Source organism: Roseateles albus, assembly GCF_028595345.1.
Taxonomy (GTDB): Bacteria; Pseudomonadota; Gammaproteobacteria; order Burkholderiales; family Burkholderiaceae_C; genus Paucibacter_A; species Paucibacter_A albus.
Genome location: NZ_JAQQXT010000022.1, coordinates 1 through 17,149, shown reverse-complemented (window position 1 = coordinate 17,149; position 17,149 = coordinate 1). Strand labels below are relative to the sequence as shown.

General features: G+C 59.7%; 14 protein-coding genes and 1 pseudogene. 9 read left to right on the top strand and 6 right to left on the bottom strand.

Annotated features, from left to right (window positions below; genetic code table 11):
• Positions 1-3 precede the first annotated feature (3 nt).
• The 3 genes from PRZ03_RS22990 to PRZ03_RS22980 all read right to left on the bottom strand — a co-directional run bounded on the left by PRZ03_RS22990 (position 4) and on the right by PRZ03_RS22980 (position 1,729).
• Entirely contained in the window at positions 4-753 is a 750-nt protein-coding gene (locus PRZ03_RS22990) for an ABC transporter ATP-binding protein (protein ID WP_409993989.1), read from the bottom strand.
• A 15-nt stretch (positions 754-768) separates the two neighbouring features.
• Entirely contained in the window at positions 769-1,230 is a 462-nt protein-coding gene (locus tag PRZ03_RS22985) for a CBS domain-containing protein (protein ID WP_273602445.1), read from the bottom strand.
• Positions 1,231-1,300: 70 nt separating this feature from the next.
• Positions 1,301-1,729, bottom strand: coding sequence for a universal stress protein (locus PRZ03_RS22980; protein ID WP_273602444.1), 429 nt, complete (start codon positions 1,727-1,729; stop codon positions 1,301-1,303).
• A gap of 244 nt (positions 1,730-1,973) precedes the next feature.
• Between PRZ03_RS22980 and amrB the strand changes: the two genes are divergently transcribed.
• From amrB to PRZ03_RS22965, 3 genes are read left to right on the top strand one after another with little or no spacing between them, the layout of a single operon-like run.
• Positions 1,974-3,419: an AmmeMemoRadiSam system protein B gene (gene amrB / locus PRZ03_RS22975; RefSeq protein ID WP_273602443.1), complete on the top strand. Its 1,446-nt coding sequence runs from the start codon at positions 1,974-1,976 to the stop codon at positions 3,417-3,419.
• Positions 3,416-4,558 (top strand): AmmeMemoRadiSam system radical SAM enzyme, encoded by a 1,143-nt coding sequence (gene amrS / locus PRZ03_RS22970; protein ID WP_273602442.1) that lies wholly within the window; start codon positions 3,416-3,418, stop codon positions 4,556-4,558. The genes amrB and amrS overlap by 4 nt, the downstream gene beginning before the upstream one ends.
• A 40-nt stretch (positions 4,559-4,598) precedes the next feature.
• Positions 4,599-5,225: a flavodoxin domain-containing protein gene (locus tag PRZ03_RS22965; protein ID WP_273602441.1), complete on the top strand. Its 627-nt coding sequence runs from the start codon at positions 4,599-4,601 to the stop codon at positions 5,223-5,225.
• A 157-nt stretch (positions 5,226-5,382) separates the two neighbouring features.
• Here the strand turns inward: PRZ03_RS22965 and PRZ03_RS22960 are convergent, their stop codons facing one another.
• On the bottom strand, positions 5,383-6,684 hold the full coding sequence (locus PRZ03_RS22960) for a putative glycoside hydrolase (RefSeq protein WP_273602440.1): 1,302 nt from the start codon (positions 6,682-6,684) through the stop codon (positions 5,383-5,385).
• Between the two features lie 196 nt (positions 6,685-6,880).
• Here PRZ03_RS22960 and PRZ03_RS22955 point away from each other — a divergent pair, with 196 nt between their 5' ends.
• From PRZ03_RS22955 to PRZ03_RS22945, 3 genes are all read left to right on the top strand, one after another.
• On the top strand, positions 6,881-8,764 hold the full coding sequence (locus PRZ03_RS22955; protein WP_273602439.1) for a hypothetical protein: 1,884 nt from the start codon (positions 6,881-6,883) through the stop codon (positions 8,762-8,764).
• Between the two features lie 1,174 nt (positions 8,765-9,938).
• A complete protein-coding gene (locus PRZ03_RS22950) occupies positions 9,939-10,838 on the top strand; it encodes a PEP-CTERM sorting domain-containing protein (protein ID WP_273602438.1) in 900 nt (299 codons plus the stop codon).
• Positions 10,839-11,136: 298 nt separating this feature from the next.
• A complete protein-coding gene (locus PRZ03_RS22945; RefSeq protein WP_273602437.1) occupies positions 11,137-11,874 on the top strand; it encodes a PEPxxWA-CTERM sorting domain-containing protein in 738 nt (245 codons plus the stop codon).
• 1,071 nt (positions 11,875-12,945) lie between these two features.
• On the opposite strand, the gene PRZ03_RS22940 is transcribed toward PRZ03_RS22945, so the two are convergent.
• Positions 12,946-13,470 (bottom strand): helix-turn-helix domain-containing protein, encoded by a 525-nt coding sequence (locus PRZ03_RS22940; protein WP_273602436.1) that lies wholly within the window; start codon positions 13,468-13,470, stop codon positions 12,946-12,948.
• Between the two features lie 121 nt (positions 13,471-13,591).
• Here PRZ03_RS22940 and PRZ03_RS22935 point away from each other — a divergent pair, with 121 nt between their 5' ends.
• From PRZ03_RS22935 to PRZ03_RS22925, 3 genes are read left to right on the top strand one after another with little or no spacing between them, the layout of a single operon-like run.
• Positions 13,592-14,251 carry a hypothetical protein gene (locus PRZ03_RS22935; protein ID WP_273602435.1) on the top strand — a complete coding sequence of 220 codons (660 nt, stop codon included), beginning with the start codon at positions 13,592-13,594 and terminating at the stop codon, positions 14,249-14,251.
• A complete protein-coding gene (locus PRZ03_RS22930) occupies positions 14,252-15,334 on the top strand; it encodes an AAA family ATPase (RefSeq protein ID WP_273602434.1) in 1,083 nt (360 codons plus the stop codon).
• 40 nt (positions 15,335-15,374) lie between these two features.
• The gene (locus PRZ03_RS22925) at positions 15,375-15,965 is read left to right on the top strand and encodes a hypothetical protein (RefSeq protein ID WP_273602433.1); all 591 of its coding nucleotides are present in this window, start codon (positions 15,375-15,377) and stop codon (positions 15,963-15,965) included.
• Positions 15,966-16,359: 394 nt separating this feature from the next.
• Here the strand turns inward: PRZ03_RS22925 and istB are convergent.
• Positions 16,360-17,149, bottom strand: a pseudogene (gene istB / locus PRZ03_RS22920) (IS21-like element helper ATPase IstB); the annotation flags it as partial.

Sequence of the window (17,149 nt, the reverse complement as noted above, 5' to 3'; positions counted from 1 at the left end):
GCGTTACCACGACAGCTCCGACGGTGTCAGCTTGCGGGCATTACGTTCAATGCGCTGAATTGCACCGTCACCAAGATAGATCACCCGATCGGCCATCGCCGCGATGGCCGCGTTGTGGGTGATGACGATGGCGGTGGTGCCGAGCTGCTGATTGATGCCGGCGATCACCTCCAGCACCAGCTTGCCGGTCTGGTAATCGAGCGCGCCGGTCGGCTCGTCACAGAGCAGCAAGTCGGGGCGCTTGACGATGGCCCGCGCGATCGCCACGCGCTGCTGCTCGCCGCCGGACAACTGCGCCGGGAAATGATCGGCACGCGGCAGCAAACCAACCATCGCGATCGCCTCGTCCACCGGCATCGGGTGGCTGGCGATATCGGTCACCAAAGCGATGTTCTCGCGCACCGTCAGACTCGGGATCAGGTTGTAGAACTGAAACACAAAGCCGACATGCTCGCGCCGGTAGCGGGTCAGCTCGGCCTCGGAGGCGCCGCTGAGTCGGTGGTCGGCAAAGTGCAATTCGCCGCTGCTGGGAATGTCGAGCCCGCCCAGAATATTCAGCAACGTCGACTTGCCGCTGCCCGACGCCCCGAGCAGCACGATGAATTCACCCGGCATGATTTCAAGATCAACCCCGCGCAAGGCGTGCACCGCCGTGTCACCTTCGCCGTAAACCTTGCTGAGGCCCTTGGCGCTGAACACGCTGAGGACCGTACCCAGATTACCGAGCTTGCCCAAATGGCTCAGGCTACTCACCGGCAGCCTCGCAGGCTATGCCCGTTGACTGAATTCGCGATCGCGACCACCGCGCATGGCTTCGGCCAAGTCACTCAACTCACGAGCCAAGCATTCCAGCACATCCTCCATCGCCACGATGCCGACCAAACGCTCTGCCTTGTCGGCAATGACGAGGCGCCGCAGACGATGCTGACGCATCAGGCTGACGGCCTCCATCAGGTCCATTTCCGGGTGACCGAACACCAAGTCCACTGACATGATGTCACCTGCGGTGAACAGCTCGGGATCGAGCCCTTCTGCCATCAAGGCCAACACCAGATCACGGTCGGTGACGATGCCGATCGGCCGAGTCTGCTCGGTCGCGTCGACCACGACCAGGGAGCCGATATGGTGTTTGCGCATCAACTGCGCTGCCACCAAAGCCGGCGTCTCAGGCTCCACCACCGCCACGATCGAGCTTGCAAGGTCTTTCAGGCGCGCCTTCTTGATGTCCATATTCATCAGTCCCCGCAGAGGAGGCCCTCGTTGTCGGTTCTAAGCTGGTCGATCGGGAAAATTGGAGCGCTCACTTGACCAGCAAGACCGGTACGGTCGCCAAGTGAACAACCCGTTGTGCGATCGAGCCAATCAGCAGGCTGCCGATTGCGCTCATGCCGCGCGTGCCCAGAACGATTTGGTCAACCTGGTGTTCTTCGGCAAATCGAACGATCTCCGGGGCAGGCAGCCCCTCCGAACGCAGGCTGGCGCGCACCACCAATCCGCATTCCTTGGCCCTCTCCTCCGCTTGCGTCAACAGTTGGTCTTGGCGCTTCAGCTGAGCCGCCTCGATATCACTGGCGCTCAGGGGCTGCAGCTCGCCGTAATAGATGGGGCCATCTCGCACATTGAGCAGCAAAACATCCAGCGACACCGAAGCCCGCGCCAGCCTCCCAACGGCCTGAATGGCGTGCATCGACGCCTCGGAGCCATCTATCGCAATCAATAGTTTCAACATACCGACCTCCGTCCCTCATAGCCAGCCATTTGCCTTCTCGCCCAAAACTGCAAGTAGCTTGCCCTAAAGAGGTTTTTCGGCATTGAGCCGGCGCAACGTTGGATAGATCGGCTGGCTGCCTCGACTTAGCCCGCCGCACGGCGACAAGCACGGCAGCTCCCGAACTTAGAACAGTTGCGCTCGCTCAAGTCCGACGCTGCGCTGCGGCCTAGCATTGACGACCAAGTACTGTCGAGGAGCTGCGATGAATACGAACATTCGTCCAGCGGCACTGGGCGGCTATTTCTACCCCGCCGAGCCGCAAGACTTGCGCGGCCTGCTGGACCGTCAGCTGGCCGCTGTCAGCCCGCCCACTAACCCGCCGAGCAGCCCGCAACGGTGCCCCAAAATGCTGCTGGTGCCGCATGCCGGCTATGTCTATTCTGGCGAGGTGGCAGCAGCGGCATTTGCCTGCTTGCGCCGCTGGCACAAGCAAATCGAGCGGGTGGTATTGCTTGGCCCCGCGCACCGTGTACAGGTCCGCGGCTTGGCCGCGCCGACGGTCGGCGCGTTCGAGACACCGCTCGGCCGCATACCGCTGGATCTGGAAGCTATGTCAGGGCTGAAGGATTTGCCGCAGGTCGAATGGCTAGACCTGCCGCATGCTCAGGAGCATTCACTGGAGGTGCAGCTGCCCTTTTTGCAAAGCGTGCTCGGAGATGGCTTCAAGTTGCTGCCCTTGCTGGTTGGCGGCGCCGGCCCGGCGCAATTGGCCGAGGTGCTGGAGCGCGTCTGGGGCGGAGACGAAACGCTGATCCTGATCAGCAGCGACCTGTCGCATTTCTTGACATACGGGGAGGCTCAGGCGCGAGATCAGGTCACGGTCGAGCGCATTCTTCATTTCGCCACCGATTTGAGCGGCGAGGAGGCCTGCGGCGCGGCGCCACTCAATGGCGCGCTGGCAGTGGCGGCAAGGCATGGTCTGCAAGCGCGCTTGCTGCGGCAGCGCAATTCCGGCGATATCCAAGGCGGCGACCATAGCCGTGTAGTCGGCTACGCGTCGATCGCTTTTGAAGCCGGCCCCGGCGCTGGCGACTTGCTGGAAGGCGAGCAAATCCTGTCCAGCGATCAAGGCTTGGGCAAGCTGCTGTTGGCCATTGCGCGCCAGACCATCGCACACCGTCTTGGCCTGGGCCTGCCGAGCCCGCCTGCGCTGGAGGATGACGCTCACCCGGCGCTTGCTCGCCCAGGTGCGAGCTTCGTCAGCCTGCATGATGCTCAAGGCCATCTGCGCGGCTGCGTGGGCAGCTTGCAGGCGCGACGGCCCTTGATTGAGGATGTGCGGGCCAATGCCTTCGCCGCCGCCTTTTGCGACCGCCGTTTCGCGCCGTTGCAGGCCGAGGAATGGCCTGGCTTGCAGGTGGAGGTGTCGCTGCTGGGAGCGGCCGAGCCGCTGCGGGTCCAGAGCGAAGCCGAGGCCTTGGCCGCCTTGCGTCCCGGCGTTGACGGCGTGATTCTGGCCTGGCGGGACAGACAGGCGACGCTGCTTCCGCAAGTCTGGGCGCAATGCCCGCAGCCCGCGCAGTTTCTGGCCGCACTCAAACACAAGGCCGGTCTTCCGCCAGACTTCTGGGACGCTGATCTGCGACTGTCGCGCTACCAGGTGCGCTGTTTCAATGAGTCAGCTTGCGCCGACGGAGCCGAATCATGAGGCCAATTCCTGCCGAAGACGAGGGCTTGCCAGCCAGCGACCCCTTGATGCTCGAGAACGGCGCGCCGGCGCGCTGGTGGCACAAGTTGCCCGACGGTCGCATCCAATGCGATCTTTGCCCGCGTGACTGCAAGCTGCACGAGGGCCAGCCCGGCATGTGCTTTGTGCGCCAACGCATTGGCAATGAAATGCGTTTGATCACCTATGGCCGCAGTTCCGGCTTTTGCATCGACCCGATCGAAAAGAAGCCCTTGAATCACTTCTTCCCCGGCTCCAGCGTGTTCTCCTTTGGGACTGCCGGCTGCAATCTGGCCTGCAAGTTCTGCCAGAACTGGGATATTTCCAAGAGCCAAGAGATGGACAGACTGATGGCAGCGGCAAGCCCGTGCCAGATTGCCGAAGCAGCTAGCAAGCGAGAGGCGCTCAGCGTCGCCTTTACCTACAACGACCCGATCATCTTTGCCGAATATGCACTGGACACCGCCGATGCCTGCCATGCGCTGGGCCTCAAGACGGTGGCGGTGACGGCCGGCTATGTGCATGCCGAGCCGCGACGTGAGTTCTTTGCCAAGATGGATGCGGCCAATGTCGATCTAAAGGCCTTCACCGATGAGTTCTATCAGCAGCAGACAGGCTCCCACTTGGCGCCGGTGCTGGAGACGCTGCTGCATATCCAGCATCGCAGCTCATGCTGGCTGGAAATCACCACCTTGCTGATTCCTGGTCTGAATGACAGCACGCCCGAGTTGGAGGCGCTGACGGCCTGGGTCGCCAAGGAGCTGGGGCCGGACGTGCCGCTGCATTTCAGCGCCTTCCACCCCGACTACAAGATGAGCGGGATCGCCACCACGCCGGCAGCGACCCTGAGGCGTGCGCGCCGCATCGGGCTGGACAAAGGCTTGCGCTATGTCTATACCGGCAATCTGCACGATGCGGATGGCGACACCACCTTCTGCCCCGGCTGCCAGGCCAAGCTGATCGAACGGGACTGGTATGACTTGCTGCATTACGAACTGGATGCCGAAGGCAAATGCCCCCATTGCGGCAGTCGCATCGCGGGCCATTTCGCCCCACAGGTGGAACGCGGCTTTGGCCGGCGTCGCATCCCGGTGCACATTGGCCGCGGCCAGCCGACATGAGCGCCTGGGTTGTGGCTGTCTATCGCTGTTTGAAGCAGAGTTGTACCGGGGCAAACAGAAAGTCGAATCCCTTTATCACGGACTCACTGAAAGGAAAACTGACATGCTGCCCGTCCTGATCGCCTATGGCACTACCGAGGGCCAGACCCGCAAAGTGGCCGAATTCATCGCCGAGCGCCTGCGCATTCGCGGTCATCAAGTGGACCTGCTTGATACGGCCAGCGCTGCCGCCGATCAGGTACAGCCATTTCAATTGGCCGTGATTGCCTGCGGCTCATTGCACCTCGATCGGCATCAGAGTTCGCTTGCGCATTTCCTGAAGTCAAATCAGGCATGGCTGCAGACGCTGCCGCTGGCCTTCTTCTCGGTTTCTCTGAGTGCCGCCATGTCCGATGCCGACAGCCGCAAGGAAGCTCAACAGGCCGCCGATCACTTCATGCTGCAGTGCGACTTGCAGCCACTGCTGACGCGCTGCGTTGCCGGCGCGCTGAAATACACGCAATACGACTACTTCAAGCGCATGATGATGCGCTTGATCGCAAGCCACCAAGGGCAGTCCAGCGACATTGGACATGACCACGAATACACCGACTGGCCGCAACTAGAAGCAGATCTCGATCAGTTTCTGAATACTGCAGGGCTTGCACCCAAAGCTCACGCCGCCTGATGACCAGGCGGCACGCAGCCCCACTGGGTAAGCTGGCTCGCGCGACTCGCGAGTATTCAACACCGGCGAGGCTATTGGGCGTTATGACAGCGGCCGAGTGACCTCCCTTTATGAAGCGATCCCTGCCTACCTGGAGCCCAACGTCAGCGCGGTCCGCTCAAGGCCTTGGCTCACGCAGGTTCAAGCCGTCATCGTCATAGCGATTGAGTGGGTTCCAAAGCATCCAGCCGTCGGTGTCGCAAGCTTCAGCGGCTTCGATTTGCTGGCGAATTTCAAACTCGCCAAACTCCCGGTGATCGAAACCATAGTCGCGAAAGGCCTGCAGCCAGGGGCGAAAGCGCAGCCCGATCAGACCGCTGCGCTGCATTGCATGGCGCAGGCTAAGTTCGACGATTTCACCCGGCTCTGCGACCGGGTTGCGGTGGCCGGGGATGCCAAACTTGAAGCCCGAGGGATAGAGCATCGGTGACAGGTAGTCGACCTGGCTACCGAGGCTTTCGAGCTGCTGCCCAATCTGCGTGTCGTCGCTGTTCCAGGCCACATAGCCAAAGATGTCGGCCGAAATAAAGACGTTGTAGGGCCGCAATCTTTGGCGGGCGGCAGCTAAAAAGCCGCCGATCGCCGCCACCCTGGCCGCCTCGGTATTGGGCGACCTAAAGCTCAAACCCAAGGCATCCGGAAAGCGCACATAGTCGAATTGCACCTCGTCAAACCCCAGTTGCGCGGCCTCTTCGGCCAGATTCAAGCTGTGCGCCCAGGCTTCGTGCCGCATCGGGTCGATCCAGGCGAGATCCTCATGATCTTTCCAGATTGCCCCCTTGCCATCGCGGACCGCCCATTCGGGATGCCGCACGACCAAGGCATCGTCCTTGAAGCTGACGATGCGGGCGATCAGGTAGAGCCCCCTGGCTCTCAGCTCCTTCATCAGCGCCGGCATATCGGACACAGTGACCACTTTTTGCGGCGGCAGACCCGCTTCCACTAGGGCGGCACTGCGGTACGGCACCAGGCCTCGGTCGCCCTTGATGTCGATCACCAGCGCGTTCAGCTGCGTTCGCTCGATCAGCTTCAAGGCCTCGCCTCGCAGCAGTGAGCTGCCGACGCCGTAGACCGATAGATAAAGGGCCTTGGGCCGTATCGGAGTCAATTCGATCAACAGCGGCCGAGAAGAGTCCGAGTCTTGGGTGGGCAAGACGGTGCGCCGGTAGCCGATCGCGCGCGCGCTGATCTGAGCGCCTTCCGGCGCATTCCCTTCGCCCGCCAGCGCGGCGTCAAAGTCGAATCGCCCGCTGGCGTCACTGAGTCGCAAGGCCGACCCCGCCATCACGACGGCTTTTGCAATTGGCTGGCCGCTGAGACGGTCGCGCACAAGGCCGTGCTGGGCAGCCGCCGGCGCTGCCAGCAAGGCCAAGGCCAGCCATGCGCATAGGCGAAAACGGATGAGCGCCCATGCTTTCATGACGAAGGCCGCTCAAACAAGACGTTCGGATATCTGTCAAGTCTCATCATCCACTCTATATGAACATCACGCCAGCGACTGAACCATCGCAGCACGGCATTGGCCCCAAAACTAACAGGTTCACTTGATCATCGGCGCAGACAATTTCATGTGCTATTGTCAAAGAGGTCAGCGTCCAAGACTGCAGGCAGGCGCCATGAATCCATCCGATCCACCCCGACGTTCATCGATTCGCGTTTCACTGACTGTGCCATTCCACACCGTCGAAGTGGCCGATTACCTGTTGCGACCTGATGTTCTGGCTTACTGGCTGGGCAAAGATTCGGTGTTGCAGCCCGAACCGGCCGCGCTCGCTCGATTGCCGCACGCCACCCTTGTCGGCAGCGGGATCGAATACGGCGAGCCACTGAGCGGCAAGGTGTCTTCTCTCGCATGGCCGGCTGTGGCGAAGGACGCAGCCAAGGAAAGTGCTCCCGGCAAAAGCCAAGCAATCTCCGACTCGCGCTTCGATTTGCTCGTCACGCTGGATCCACCGTTCGAGAACAAGCACATCAGCTTCAGCTTGACGCCCCGGCCTGGACAATCCTGCAGAATCAGCATCGTGCTTAGCGGGCTGACAAGCTGCGGTGAAGCACATGCCGGCGTCAAAACCTGGCAGAGTGCGCTGAACAGGGTAGCCCGATTGATGGCCCGGGCAGAGCTAGTTCGCCGCCGCGAACGCCAAGCCGTGATCGTCGTACACGGAATTGGCGAGCAGCGCCCGGGGCAGTTGCTTCGGCAGTTCGTTTTGAACGTGTTCGACCGAGACGGCGGCGAACTGCATCACGTCAAGCCCGACTACGTTGCCTCGCTATTCGAGATGCGCATGGCGACCGTGCCCCGCAATGAAGGCACTCGGCCGACCACGGACGTGTACGAACTCTATTGGGCCCACTTGATCCGCGATACCACGGTGGCACAGGTGTATGGCTGGATATTCCGGTTGGCGACTTCGCCTAAGGACAAAATTCCGCGCAGCTTGATCAACTTGGTATGGGGGCTGAGGGCCAGCATCGTGGCCGCGCTGCTGGGCTTTGCTTGGCTGATGACGCAAGACTTGTCCGGCTGGCTCACGGGCTTGGGCCTGGGTTCACTGGCCGCCTTGCCGGCGCTGCTCGCTATCGGTTTGAAGGCCTTGCGGGACCATTTCATCGTAGGCTATGCGGGTGATGCGGCACGCTATCTCGAGCCCAGGCCAGAGAATATTGCCCGTCGACAGGAGATCCGCGAAGCCGGCATGCAGCTACTTGACGCTTTGCACGACAAGCGTCGTTACTCGCGGATCATGGTCTATGGGCACAGTCTTGGCAGCGTTATCGCCTACGACATCTTGAGCTATGCCTGGGCGCAGCGATCACGGCGCCACGGTGCGCAATCGAAAACGAGGAGCAGCGCCCTGAGGGCGCTCGAAGACCTGCTCAATCCGCGCGACGAGGCCGCCGCTGCTATCAGCGCCGAGAACGCGCAAGCGATGCAGCATGCTGCCTGGAACGAGTATCGGCGCAACGGTTTCGACTGGCTGGTCAGCGACTTCGTGAGCGCAGGCTCGCCACTGACCCACGCACAATGGCTACTCAATCTGGACGCGAAGACCCAGTTTGCGGAACTCGTTCGCGATCGTTCATTCCCGACCTGCCCGCCGCAAACCGAGGCCATCAAGAGCCCAGTGCCAGGTGAGCAGCGCCAGGCCTTTAGCTTCACCCATGCCTATGTGGACGAACAAAACCCGGGGGCAAAGCGCTCGGTCCAAGTGCCCCATCACGCCGGGCTGTTCGCGCTCACGCGCTGGACGAATCTTTACTTCCCCTTTTCAGGACTGATTGATGGCGACCCTATCGGCGGGCCACTTGCCGGTCAATTTGGTGCCTGGGTCCGGGATATCCGGCTCGATAAAACCAAGGGCTTCGCGCACAGCCGGTATACGGACCGCGACCTTGACCCAGAGGCTGTCTTGCAGGTCCGTGCCGCTTTGCACCTGCCCTTCCAGCGCACGCTCGCCGACTATGCCCCGGAGCGTCTCCACCCCTCGGTGTTGGAGTAGTTGCTGCCGGGGCGCCACGACATCGCGTCCCGCAGGACACGAAACAGATGAGTCGAAACTCCAAGCTACCCGCAGCAGCAGCTGGAAGTTTAGCCCAGCTTGACGTGCCACGTTGACATGCAAAGACTCACTGCCCTCGGGCGCCAACCCGCCCGCAATCGAAACTCAAACCATTGTGCTAGCGGACATGTGTGCCGTGACATTCATGTTTGAAGGTGACTCAATCACCGAATTCTGATGCATAGGCCATGACCCTTTGATTCCGGGACGGATGCACGGCCAAGCCGGCTGAGATGGGTCCTGCAGTGAAGCTAGACCACAGAACCTTGCGCTGAACATAGGCTATCGGGCGACTGCGAAGAGAGCCACACGGTGTCTCGCACGCTAACGGCTTTGTGCTTCAAGTTCATTGATCGGTGGCTTCAGTTGGGTGCGAGAGACAATCGTCTAACGACATGCTGAATGGCCGGCTTCTGCCCCGGCGATCGTTGCCCCTCCAAAATCAAGCGACTACAGTTTGCCTGTTAGTGAAACTCAACGGACTTCCCCTTCCTTCGGTTTGAGAAAAGATGTCAGCGCTTTAGGGCCTCGTGAATAGACATGCTGTTTGGCGCCGGGTTGATATTGAGCCGAAAAGCCGTTCACATATTCAGCTCGCGTAATTGACCGCTCGGGCAGAGGGTCAGGTCTCCCAAATTCCCTTTTTTGTGATCACCTGCTTGAGCGTGTTGCTTCAAAGTCCGGACTTCAGGCTCGGGCAAAGCGCTGACCAAGGACCACGACACCTTCAGTCATGATGCGCTTCGAGGACTGATGTCGCAGCCTGGCCCGCCGATTGGGTTAGTCATCTCCGACCGCATGTGCAACAAGGCAGCAGGCAAGCGCAGGGCTTCAGATTAAAGACCAGGACCAAGCTCTTTTTTGCGCCTGCGGTTTCCAGCCTAGTCCTTGTTGCGATGGATCAAACCCTGTTGGCCAAGCCGGGATCGACGCGGCTCGCGCTTGCGGTTCCGCAATTCATGAGCGAATGGCTTGACGACACTGTGGTCGTGCGCTGTTGAAAAGGCACGCTACGGGGACTGGCCTGGCTCGGCGAGTTCCACCGCTGCCGGTATTGCTTCGGAATGCAGCCATGACGGGCGGCCGGCGGCAAACCCTCTGACTGGAGAATGCTATGTCGTTCAAACCCAATGCCCTGACTCTGACCCTTGCCCTTCATGCCGTATTTGGGACACCGATGAGTGTCCATGCGGCCTACTTGGAGCGCGCCCAGGATCTGCCGCACTTCTATTTTGGCCAACGCGGCCTGGGCCTGAGCCAGAACGGCAGCGCCGACACCCAGACCGGGCATATGCAGTTGGTGTATGACGACGGACAAGCCCTGCTGATGTCTGCTTCCGGCCATGTCGGCGTAGACACGGCGGCGGGATGGTCCTGGATCGATTCGACGCAGCAGTTGTCCATCTTCAGCAACGATGAACAAACACATTACCTGATCGACGCTTTTGCAGGTCTCAGAGCGGCCGGTACGGCCAATGTGAACGGCGTCAACATCACCGTAAAGAACGACAGCTTCAACCAGCCTGCCTACGCCGATGTCTGGGTACAACAGTCCTTCCGCATCCTACCCGGGCAGGGCGAAGCACTCGGCCAAGCGGTACAGGTCAGCATCATGGCCGACACCTTCTTGCATGCCGCCAACGCCGACCCACGCTTCGAGTCAGACGCCATACTGGCGGGGCTGCCTGGCAATCCATTCACGATCAACTACAACGGCGCTGCACTGCTGGCCCTGCCAGGCGATCTACATAGCGGGCAGAATATCTTCAACGGCAGCTTCATCGGCCATATCGGTGATGTGATTGGCTTCGAAGGTCCCACCGTGTTCGCCCGCCTGAACATTCCCGGTGCTGACTTCAACCTGGAAGCCTGGGATACCCCGATCAGCGCCGGCTTCTTCGCCTCCGTCGGCGTGACCGCCGTCCCAGAACCCGCCAACTGGCTGCTGCTTGGCGCCGGTCTGGGCTGGCTGGGCTTGCGCGCTAGGCGGGGTCAGGACCACGCGACAGCTTGATGCAAAGACTGAAAACGACGAAACCGCCCTGTTGTTTACATATTGCCAGTGGATCTGAATTACGCCAAGCGGCCCGTGGATCTCTGCGACTAAAGCCCGGCGGCCATTCCGTTGCCGCTAGGGCCAAGATCGAAGGCGACTTGGCATTGCCTCACACGTCAGGATTCCAATTGGGAAATCGGCTTGAATTCGCAAATGATCATTTGTTGATCGCCCTCAACTCGACTCTATTCTTCAGCCCCAATATGCCATCGCCAGATTAAGTGTTCAACGTGCTATTTTTGCAGAGGTACTCATCATGCAAGTTGCATCTCTAACGATCCGTCGTACCAAGCTTGCAGGGCTTGCTCGTCAGGCAGCCGTTGCCCATGCGGCGGCTGCGCTTCTCGTAACGACGGGGGCCGCTGTTGCAGGAGCTTCGCCGCCAGTGCTGGTTATGCACTATGACGCAATCACCTCGGTCGTGACACCAGTACCGTGGAGCTTGGACGGCTTTTCGTTTGGCGCAGATGATTCGATAAGCATCGGCATGTTTGAAGGCTACGGGCTCGTAGTGATTGACCCTCCGGGCGGTGGGCGAACCATCACGATTCCGACGTCGCTTGGTTCAAGCGTCGCCGGGGTCACCGAGGCCGGCGGCAAGGTTACGGTGCGATACACCGACGGTTCTACGGCGACAGTGCCTGGCAAGTTCGTACCGCCGGATCAGATCGAGCTCGACAAAGGCAAAGGAAAGCCCGGCAAGGCGGCCGCAGCGGCGCCTGCACCGGTTTCTGGGGCGGACATGGATAGGCTCATGGACGATTTCCGCAAGCAGGAGTGGAACATGCTGCATAAGCCGTTCACGCTCGACTACCACTTCGGTGGGGGTACACCCTATCAATTGTTCGGTAGTTCCTTCGACGTCAATTTCGGTGCAGAGGGTTCGGTGGGGCTGGCGTTTGCAGTGCCAGAACCTAGTACTTGGGCGATGCTGCTTGGGGGCTTGGTCGCCATTGGACTAGCCAATCGCAGACGGGCTCGTGCAACCGCGTGATTCTGAAGTCGAGTGAATTGAAATTCTCCGCTTCGTTCACGGTCGGCCTTTTGCAGCTTGCCGGCCGGTAGGTCGGCTTTGGTACGCGGCGTCATAGGCTGAAAGGCGTGTAGCAAAATCCCAATGCGATAAATCTGCCATCATGCACCCCTGATTGATAGGTGCGCGCCAGCCCGTCAGGGTACGGGTTTTCAGGGATCATCAGCCTAGGCGCGGCGAATCTGGATTGTGCTGTGGTTCAAGCCGCCTTGATCGGTATGACCTGCGCACCGGCTCCCAATTGATCCAGATAGTCAGCCCATGTCTGTTTCATCTGGCGGTGCTGCTCCGAGTACTCGGCCCGTTCATAGACTCCAGGATTAGCGACGGTCTTGGCGTGACCTAGTTGGGCCTCCACTATGTCAGGCGAGATACCTGACTAGAGCTCGGCTAGCATCGTCCGTGCAATCGCTCGAAAGCCGTGCGCCACATGATCGTCACTGCCGAAGTCCAATCGCCTCAGCGCAGCGTTGACCGAATCGTCCCTGACCGATTCATGGAGGCAAGTCAATTGGGGTCTCAAAAACGTGTAAGCCAAATGCCGTAGATGAGAGTTCCTCTTCGCCATTTTCCATTCGACGACGTTCTTCCCATATCCCACCCGACTGAGCTTCTTGTACCCTAGGCCTTGGCAGGCAGCAGTCATTGGCTTGCCAAATTCGAACGACTGCAGCCAGCTTTCCAGCGTCGAGATATCTCGCGCGATGGGCGACAGCAATGGGCACACTGCTGCCGCAGATGACGAGGGAGCGAGCGGCTCCTATAGGGTCGATCGCGCCTAGTCGACGGGTCAAGCAGCAGCCGTTCGGCTCCAGTTGACCGACGATTTCGTGAACGGCTCATCTGAATGACAGCAGCACATTCGAGACCGGACATCCGCGCCGAAAACTCTGCTCCGGTCAGTGACAGCTGAATGGCCAGCACCATGAGTCCGGCTCTTGATAGCCAATCACCGCAGACGCAGCATAGCTGCCTGAATGCGTTGCTTTGCTCACGCTTCAGACTTGTCTTATGGAATAGCGGTGGCGCGATTCAGTAGCGGCTGGTCGGCACGTCAATGTCATCTTGGGCTCCGGGCATTTGGGCGTCTGCCATATCGACAGCTTGATTCGGGTGGGGAAGCGACATGCAAACGTCTGTCACTGTTCGTGCGGTCGACTCATTGCTTGAAAGATTGGCCATGTGATCTTCGCTGACGATCACGTCAGCAGGCTTTGCTCCGTGACGCGCTCGCGCGCCGGCACCGGCGGCCTCGGTCTTCGCCTTCGGCCCCTTGAATGTAGCTTTCACTGCTGCCGGTACATCTTCGTCTGCTACGTAGACGAGTAGGTCCCCGGGCGTGCAAGAGAAGAACCGGCATAGACGATCGATGTTCGCGATCGTCGCGTTGTACCCGACCGACGAAACCATCTTTGACACAGTGGCACGGTGTATTCCGGTCGCTTCTGCGACTTCACGCCACTCCACGCGACGACCAGCGCGAAATGAGTGGTCGGCCATTAATTCGGCCAGTCTTATGCGAATCATGACGAACAGTCCTCTGTAAGAAGTCGTCATTATCAATCTTCCGTGTTGTGTAAACGCAACTTTATAGATTACTGGGACGCTAATCTCTTGTGAATATCCTGTCGATCCCCCATGATGCGTATACGCGACGTAAACGCCTTAAAGGAGATTCATGCGTGAGACTTTCGGGGGAATGAAACAAGCCGCAGCCAGTGCCACTGCGTTGGCCATGACGGGTAACCAGCAAATGGAAGGACTCGCTGTCAGCCCTTATGCAGCGGGCTCGCATATGCAGCGGCAACCTCAAGTGGATGAGATCAAGTCCACGAAATGCGGGGCGAGCACGCCGATCAATGCCGTGCGAGTGCTCAGCCCAGTCTCAAGGCGCCGCATCCCAGGCGAGGCGGATGTGGGCTGGGCTGCAGGCATTATGGATGGGGAGGGATGTATCCATATCGCCCGACAAACCTACGGCACGACCGGACGTCGCCCAACGTATCGACTGCGACTGCAGATCACTCAAAACGATGAGACGCTCCTCAAAGAATTTGAGTGGTCTGTCGGTGTGGCGGGGCGGATTTACAGTCCCAAGCCCTCTCGCAAGCAGAACAAGGTTTGTCACACACTCAACTATGACGGAACGCGCGCGTTCACGGTGTTGGCGCGACTGTTCGAACACCTTCGGCGAAAGCGGCCTCAGGCGGCGCTCGCGGTCGAGTTTCGCGATAACTGCGATATTCATCGCCACACCGGCCCAAAGGGCTGCTCGGAAGCGATCTGGGAATTGCGTCAGTGGTACTACGAGCGCATGCGTGACCTTAAGTGGTGCTGAATGATGAGCCAGAAGATCATCACCACGCATCACTCAGCCGACCGGGCTCAACTGGCTTTCTACGTAGAAACTTTGCTTGCCGATGCGCGGGCCGACTTCGACGCAGAAAGCCGATCGATGACCTGCAGCCAAACAATCGCCGTCTATACGAAAGACAACCTGGAGCAGTTCAAGGACTTCTGGGGGGGCGCGCGCAGTGACGGCAGCACGAACGCACAGTCTGTCCTCAAGGCGCTTGAAAAGCACCCAACTCCATGGCGATGTAGTCCGGCACCTGCGGATTTGGCTTTCGCTGAGTTTGAGCGGCGGTTTCCCAATTTTTCTGAGCCAATCGGGGATATGCGGCGAGCAGCTGCCCTGGCTAGTTTGGGAGCTGGGCGGCCATTGACGCTGAGCCCAATGTTGCTGGACGGCCCCCCTGGCATTGGAAAGTCACGTTTTGCAAGTGAGCTTGCCTCTTTGCTCGGAGTGCCGATGAGATCCTTCAGCATGGCTGTTTCGTCAGCAGCGTTCAGTCTCGGTGGATTGAATCCGCAATACGCGAGCGGTGGGCCTGGGTTGCTCGTTCGCTCCGTGGCAGACCTTGGCGTTCCTGATCCGGTCATTGTTGTTGACGAGATCGACAAGGCACAGCGGAACGGAAACTCTGACCCCACCTCGCCACTGCTTGAATTGTTTGAGATGGGCACTGCAGCTCGGTTCATCGACGAGGGGCTGATGATGCCGCTTAATTTGAGCGGCATCCGCTGGGTCTGTACATGCAATGACGCAGAGCAGATCGACGACCCTCTGCGATCGCGGCTCGTGCACTATCAAATTCCGGCACCGACACCTGAGCAGATGAGGGTCCTCGCGTCTACGACTTACCGGGATGTGATTGCCTCCGGGGATTTGTCGAGCCACTTCGATCCTGATCTGCCTGAGCATGTTCGAGACGAACTAGTTGAGTTGGTGCCGCGGGATCTCGCACGCGTAATCCGAACCGCGCTAGGCGCAGCTGCAATTGATCGACGATCCACCCTTCGGCTTTCCGATTTGCCCTCTACTCGAAAAGCTGGGCGACCTCGCATCGGCTTTTGTTGAGCTTGTCTGACTGAACGCAACTTCCTTTGAGGCCCCTCCTATGTCTTTCACTGATCGTTGGTTTGATCCGAGCAAGCCCCCCAAAGCTGCTATTGCCATCGCTATCCATATGTTCGCCGAAGTTCCGCTCGGCTGGCAGAAGCTGTTCTACGAAACCTTGAATGCGCTCGTGGCAGTAAGAACCGCAGATCGCGCATTCAGCCTCAACTACTTGGCAGTCGAATTCGAGAATCATCAACTTGAGTTCGATATGCCGGACCCAGACAGGGTGCTGGCAGGTATCTGCAGGCGATGCGCGCAGAGATCAAAGTCCATCTGTCAAAAGTGCGGGCGTCGGGGACGACTCCGAATGTTCAATATGACCGATGCTGCGGTGCTATGTCCGCGCTGTGCCGCCCCGGAACTGTTGCATCGCGCCATCGACGATGCGCTGACCTACCCAGGCTTGATTGCGGTGGCCGGGCGCGTCGAAAGCCCGCAGCGAGTGCCCGAAGTATTGCGGGGTGCGTTCATGCGTGCGACAGAAGCTGGAGCGATGGACGCGCGTCAATTTCGGAAGTGGCTTGATGAACTGAAGCGCTTGAAGCGTATGTTGCCGCCGGTCTCGGTACCAAATGAGGCTGATGCGTAGGAGTTTTGCACCTTGCAGAGGCATGTCTATCGCATGCGTGGTGCCAAAGAATCAATCGGCACGTTCGTAAAGGGCGAAATGAGCTGGGGGTAAACAGACCGTTTCGGCCCACAAGCCCCTTTCTTCTCGATATCGTATTCATTGGTTCCATCGCGTTAACTCGGCCGCAGCCGAAACCTCTGCGATGGCTTCGTATCCATTGATGTGGGCCTCCTATGAAAAATGTAAGTAACTCTCGTATTGAACCTCTTTCTCCTGCTGCTCCTGCAGGCGAAGTCGACATCATCCTGTCGACCGAAGACACCGCTGCTCCGACGCCTGAACCACCTGTTGTGTTGGCGATTGCATCGAACTGACCCACCGCGATCACGCAATACTGACCCACTGCTAGAGGCTACCCCAAGGTGCCTGCGTCAGTAGATTGGGATTGATTCTCGTCCTTGGATGAAGCTCCTTTCTTGCGTGGATTGGAAGACTTGGGTCTCGTGGCTGCCGTTGAACTGCTGTGCTTGAAGCGCCAGGATTCGTTGCCGGTCTCGACGATGTGGCAGTGATGAGTCAGACGATCCAGCAACGCTGTGGTCATCTTGGCGTCGCCGAAGACGCTGCTCCATTCGCTGAAGCTCAGATTGGTGGTGATCGCCACGCTGGTGTGCTCGTAGAGCTTGGACAGCAGGTGGAAGAGCAGCGCGCCGCCGGCCTAGCTGAACGGCAGGTAGCCCAGTTCGTCCAAGATCAGCAGGTCGGCGTACATCAGCCGGTGCGCGATCTGGCCGGCCTTGCCGGCCGCCTTCTCTGCCTCCAGCGCATTGACTAACTCCACCGGCGAGTGGAAGCGGACCCGCTTGCCGTGACGTTGGATGGCCTCCACTCCCAGCGCCGTGGCCAGGTGCGTCTTGCCGGTGCCAGGCCCGCCGATGAAGACGACGTTGTGCGCGATCTCGGTGAAGGCGGTGCTGTGGAGCCTGCGCACCAGCGCTTCATCGACGGTGCTGTTGCCGAACTCGAACCCTGCGAGGTCGCGGTGCGCGGGGAAGCGCGCGGCCTTCATCTGGTAGCCAATTGAGCGCACCTGCCGCTCGGCCCCTTCGGCCTTCAGCAACTGGTCCACCAGCGCCTCGGGCTCCAATGCGGCATGTCGGCAGTGCGCGAGCAGCTCGGGCCAGTTGGCGGCCATGCCGTGC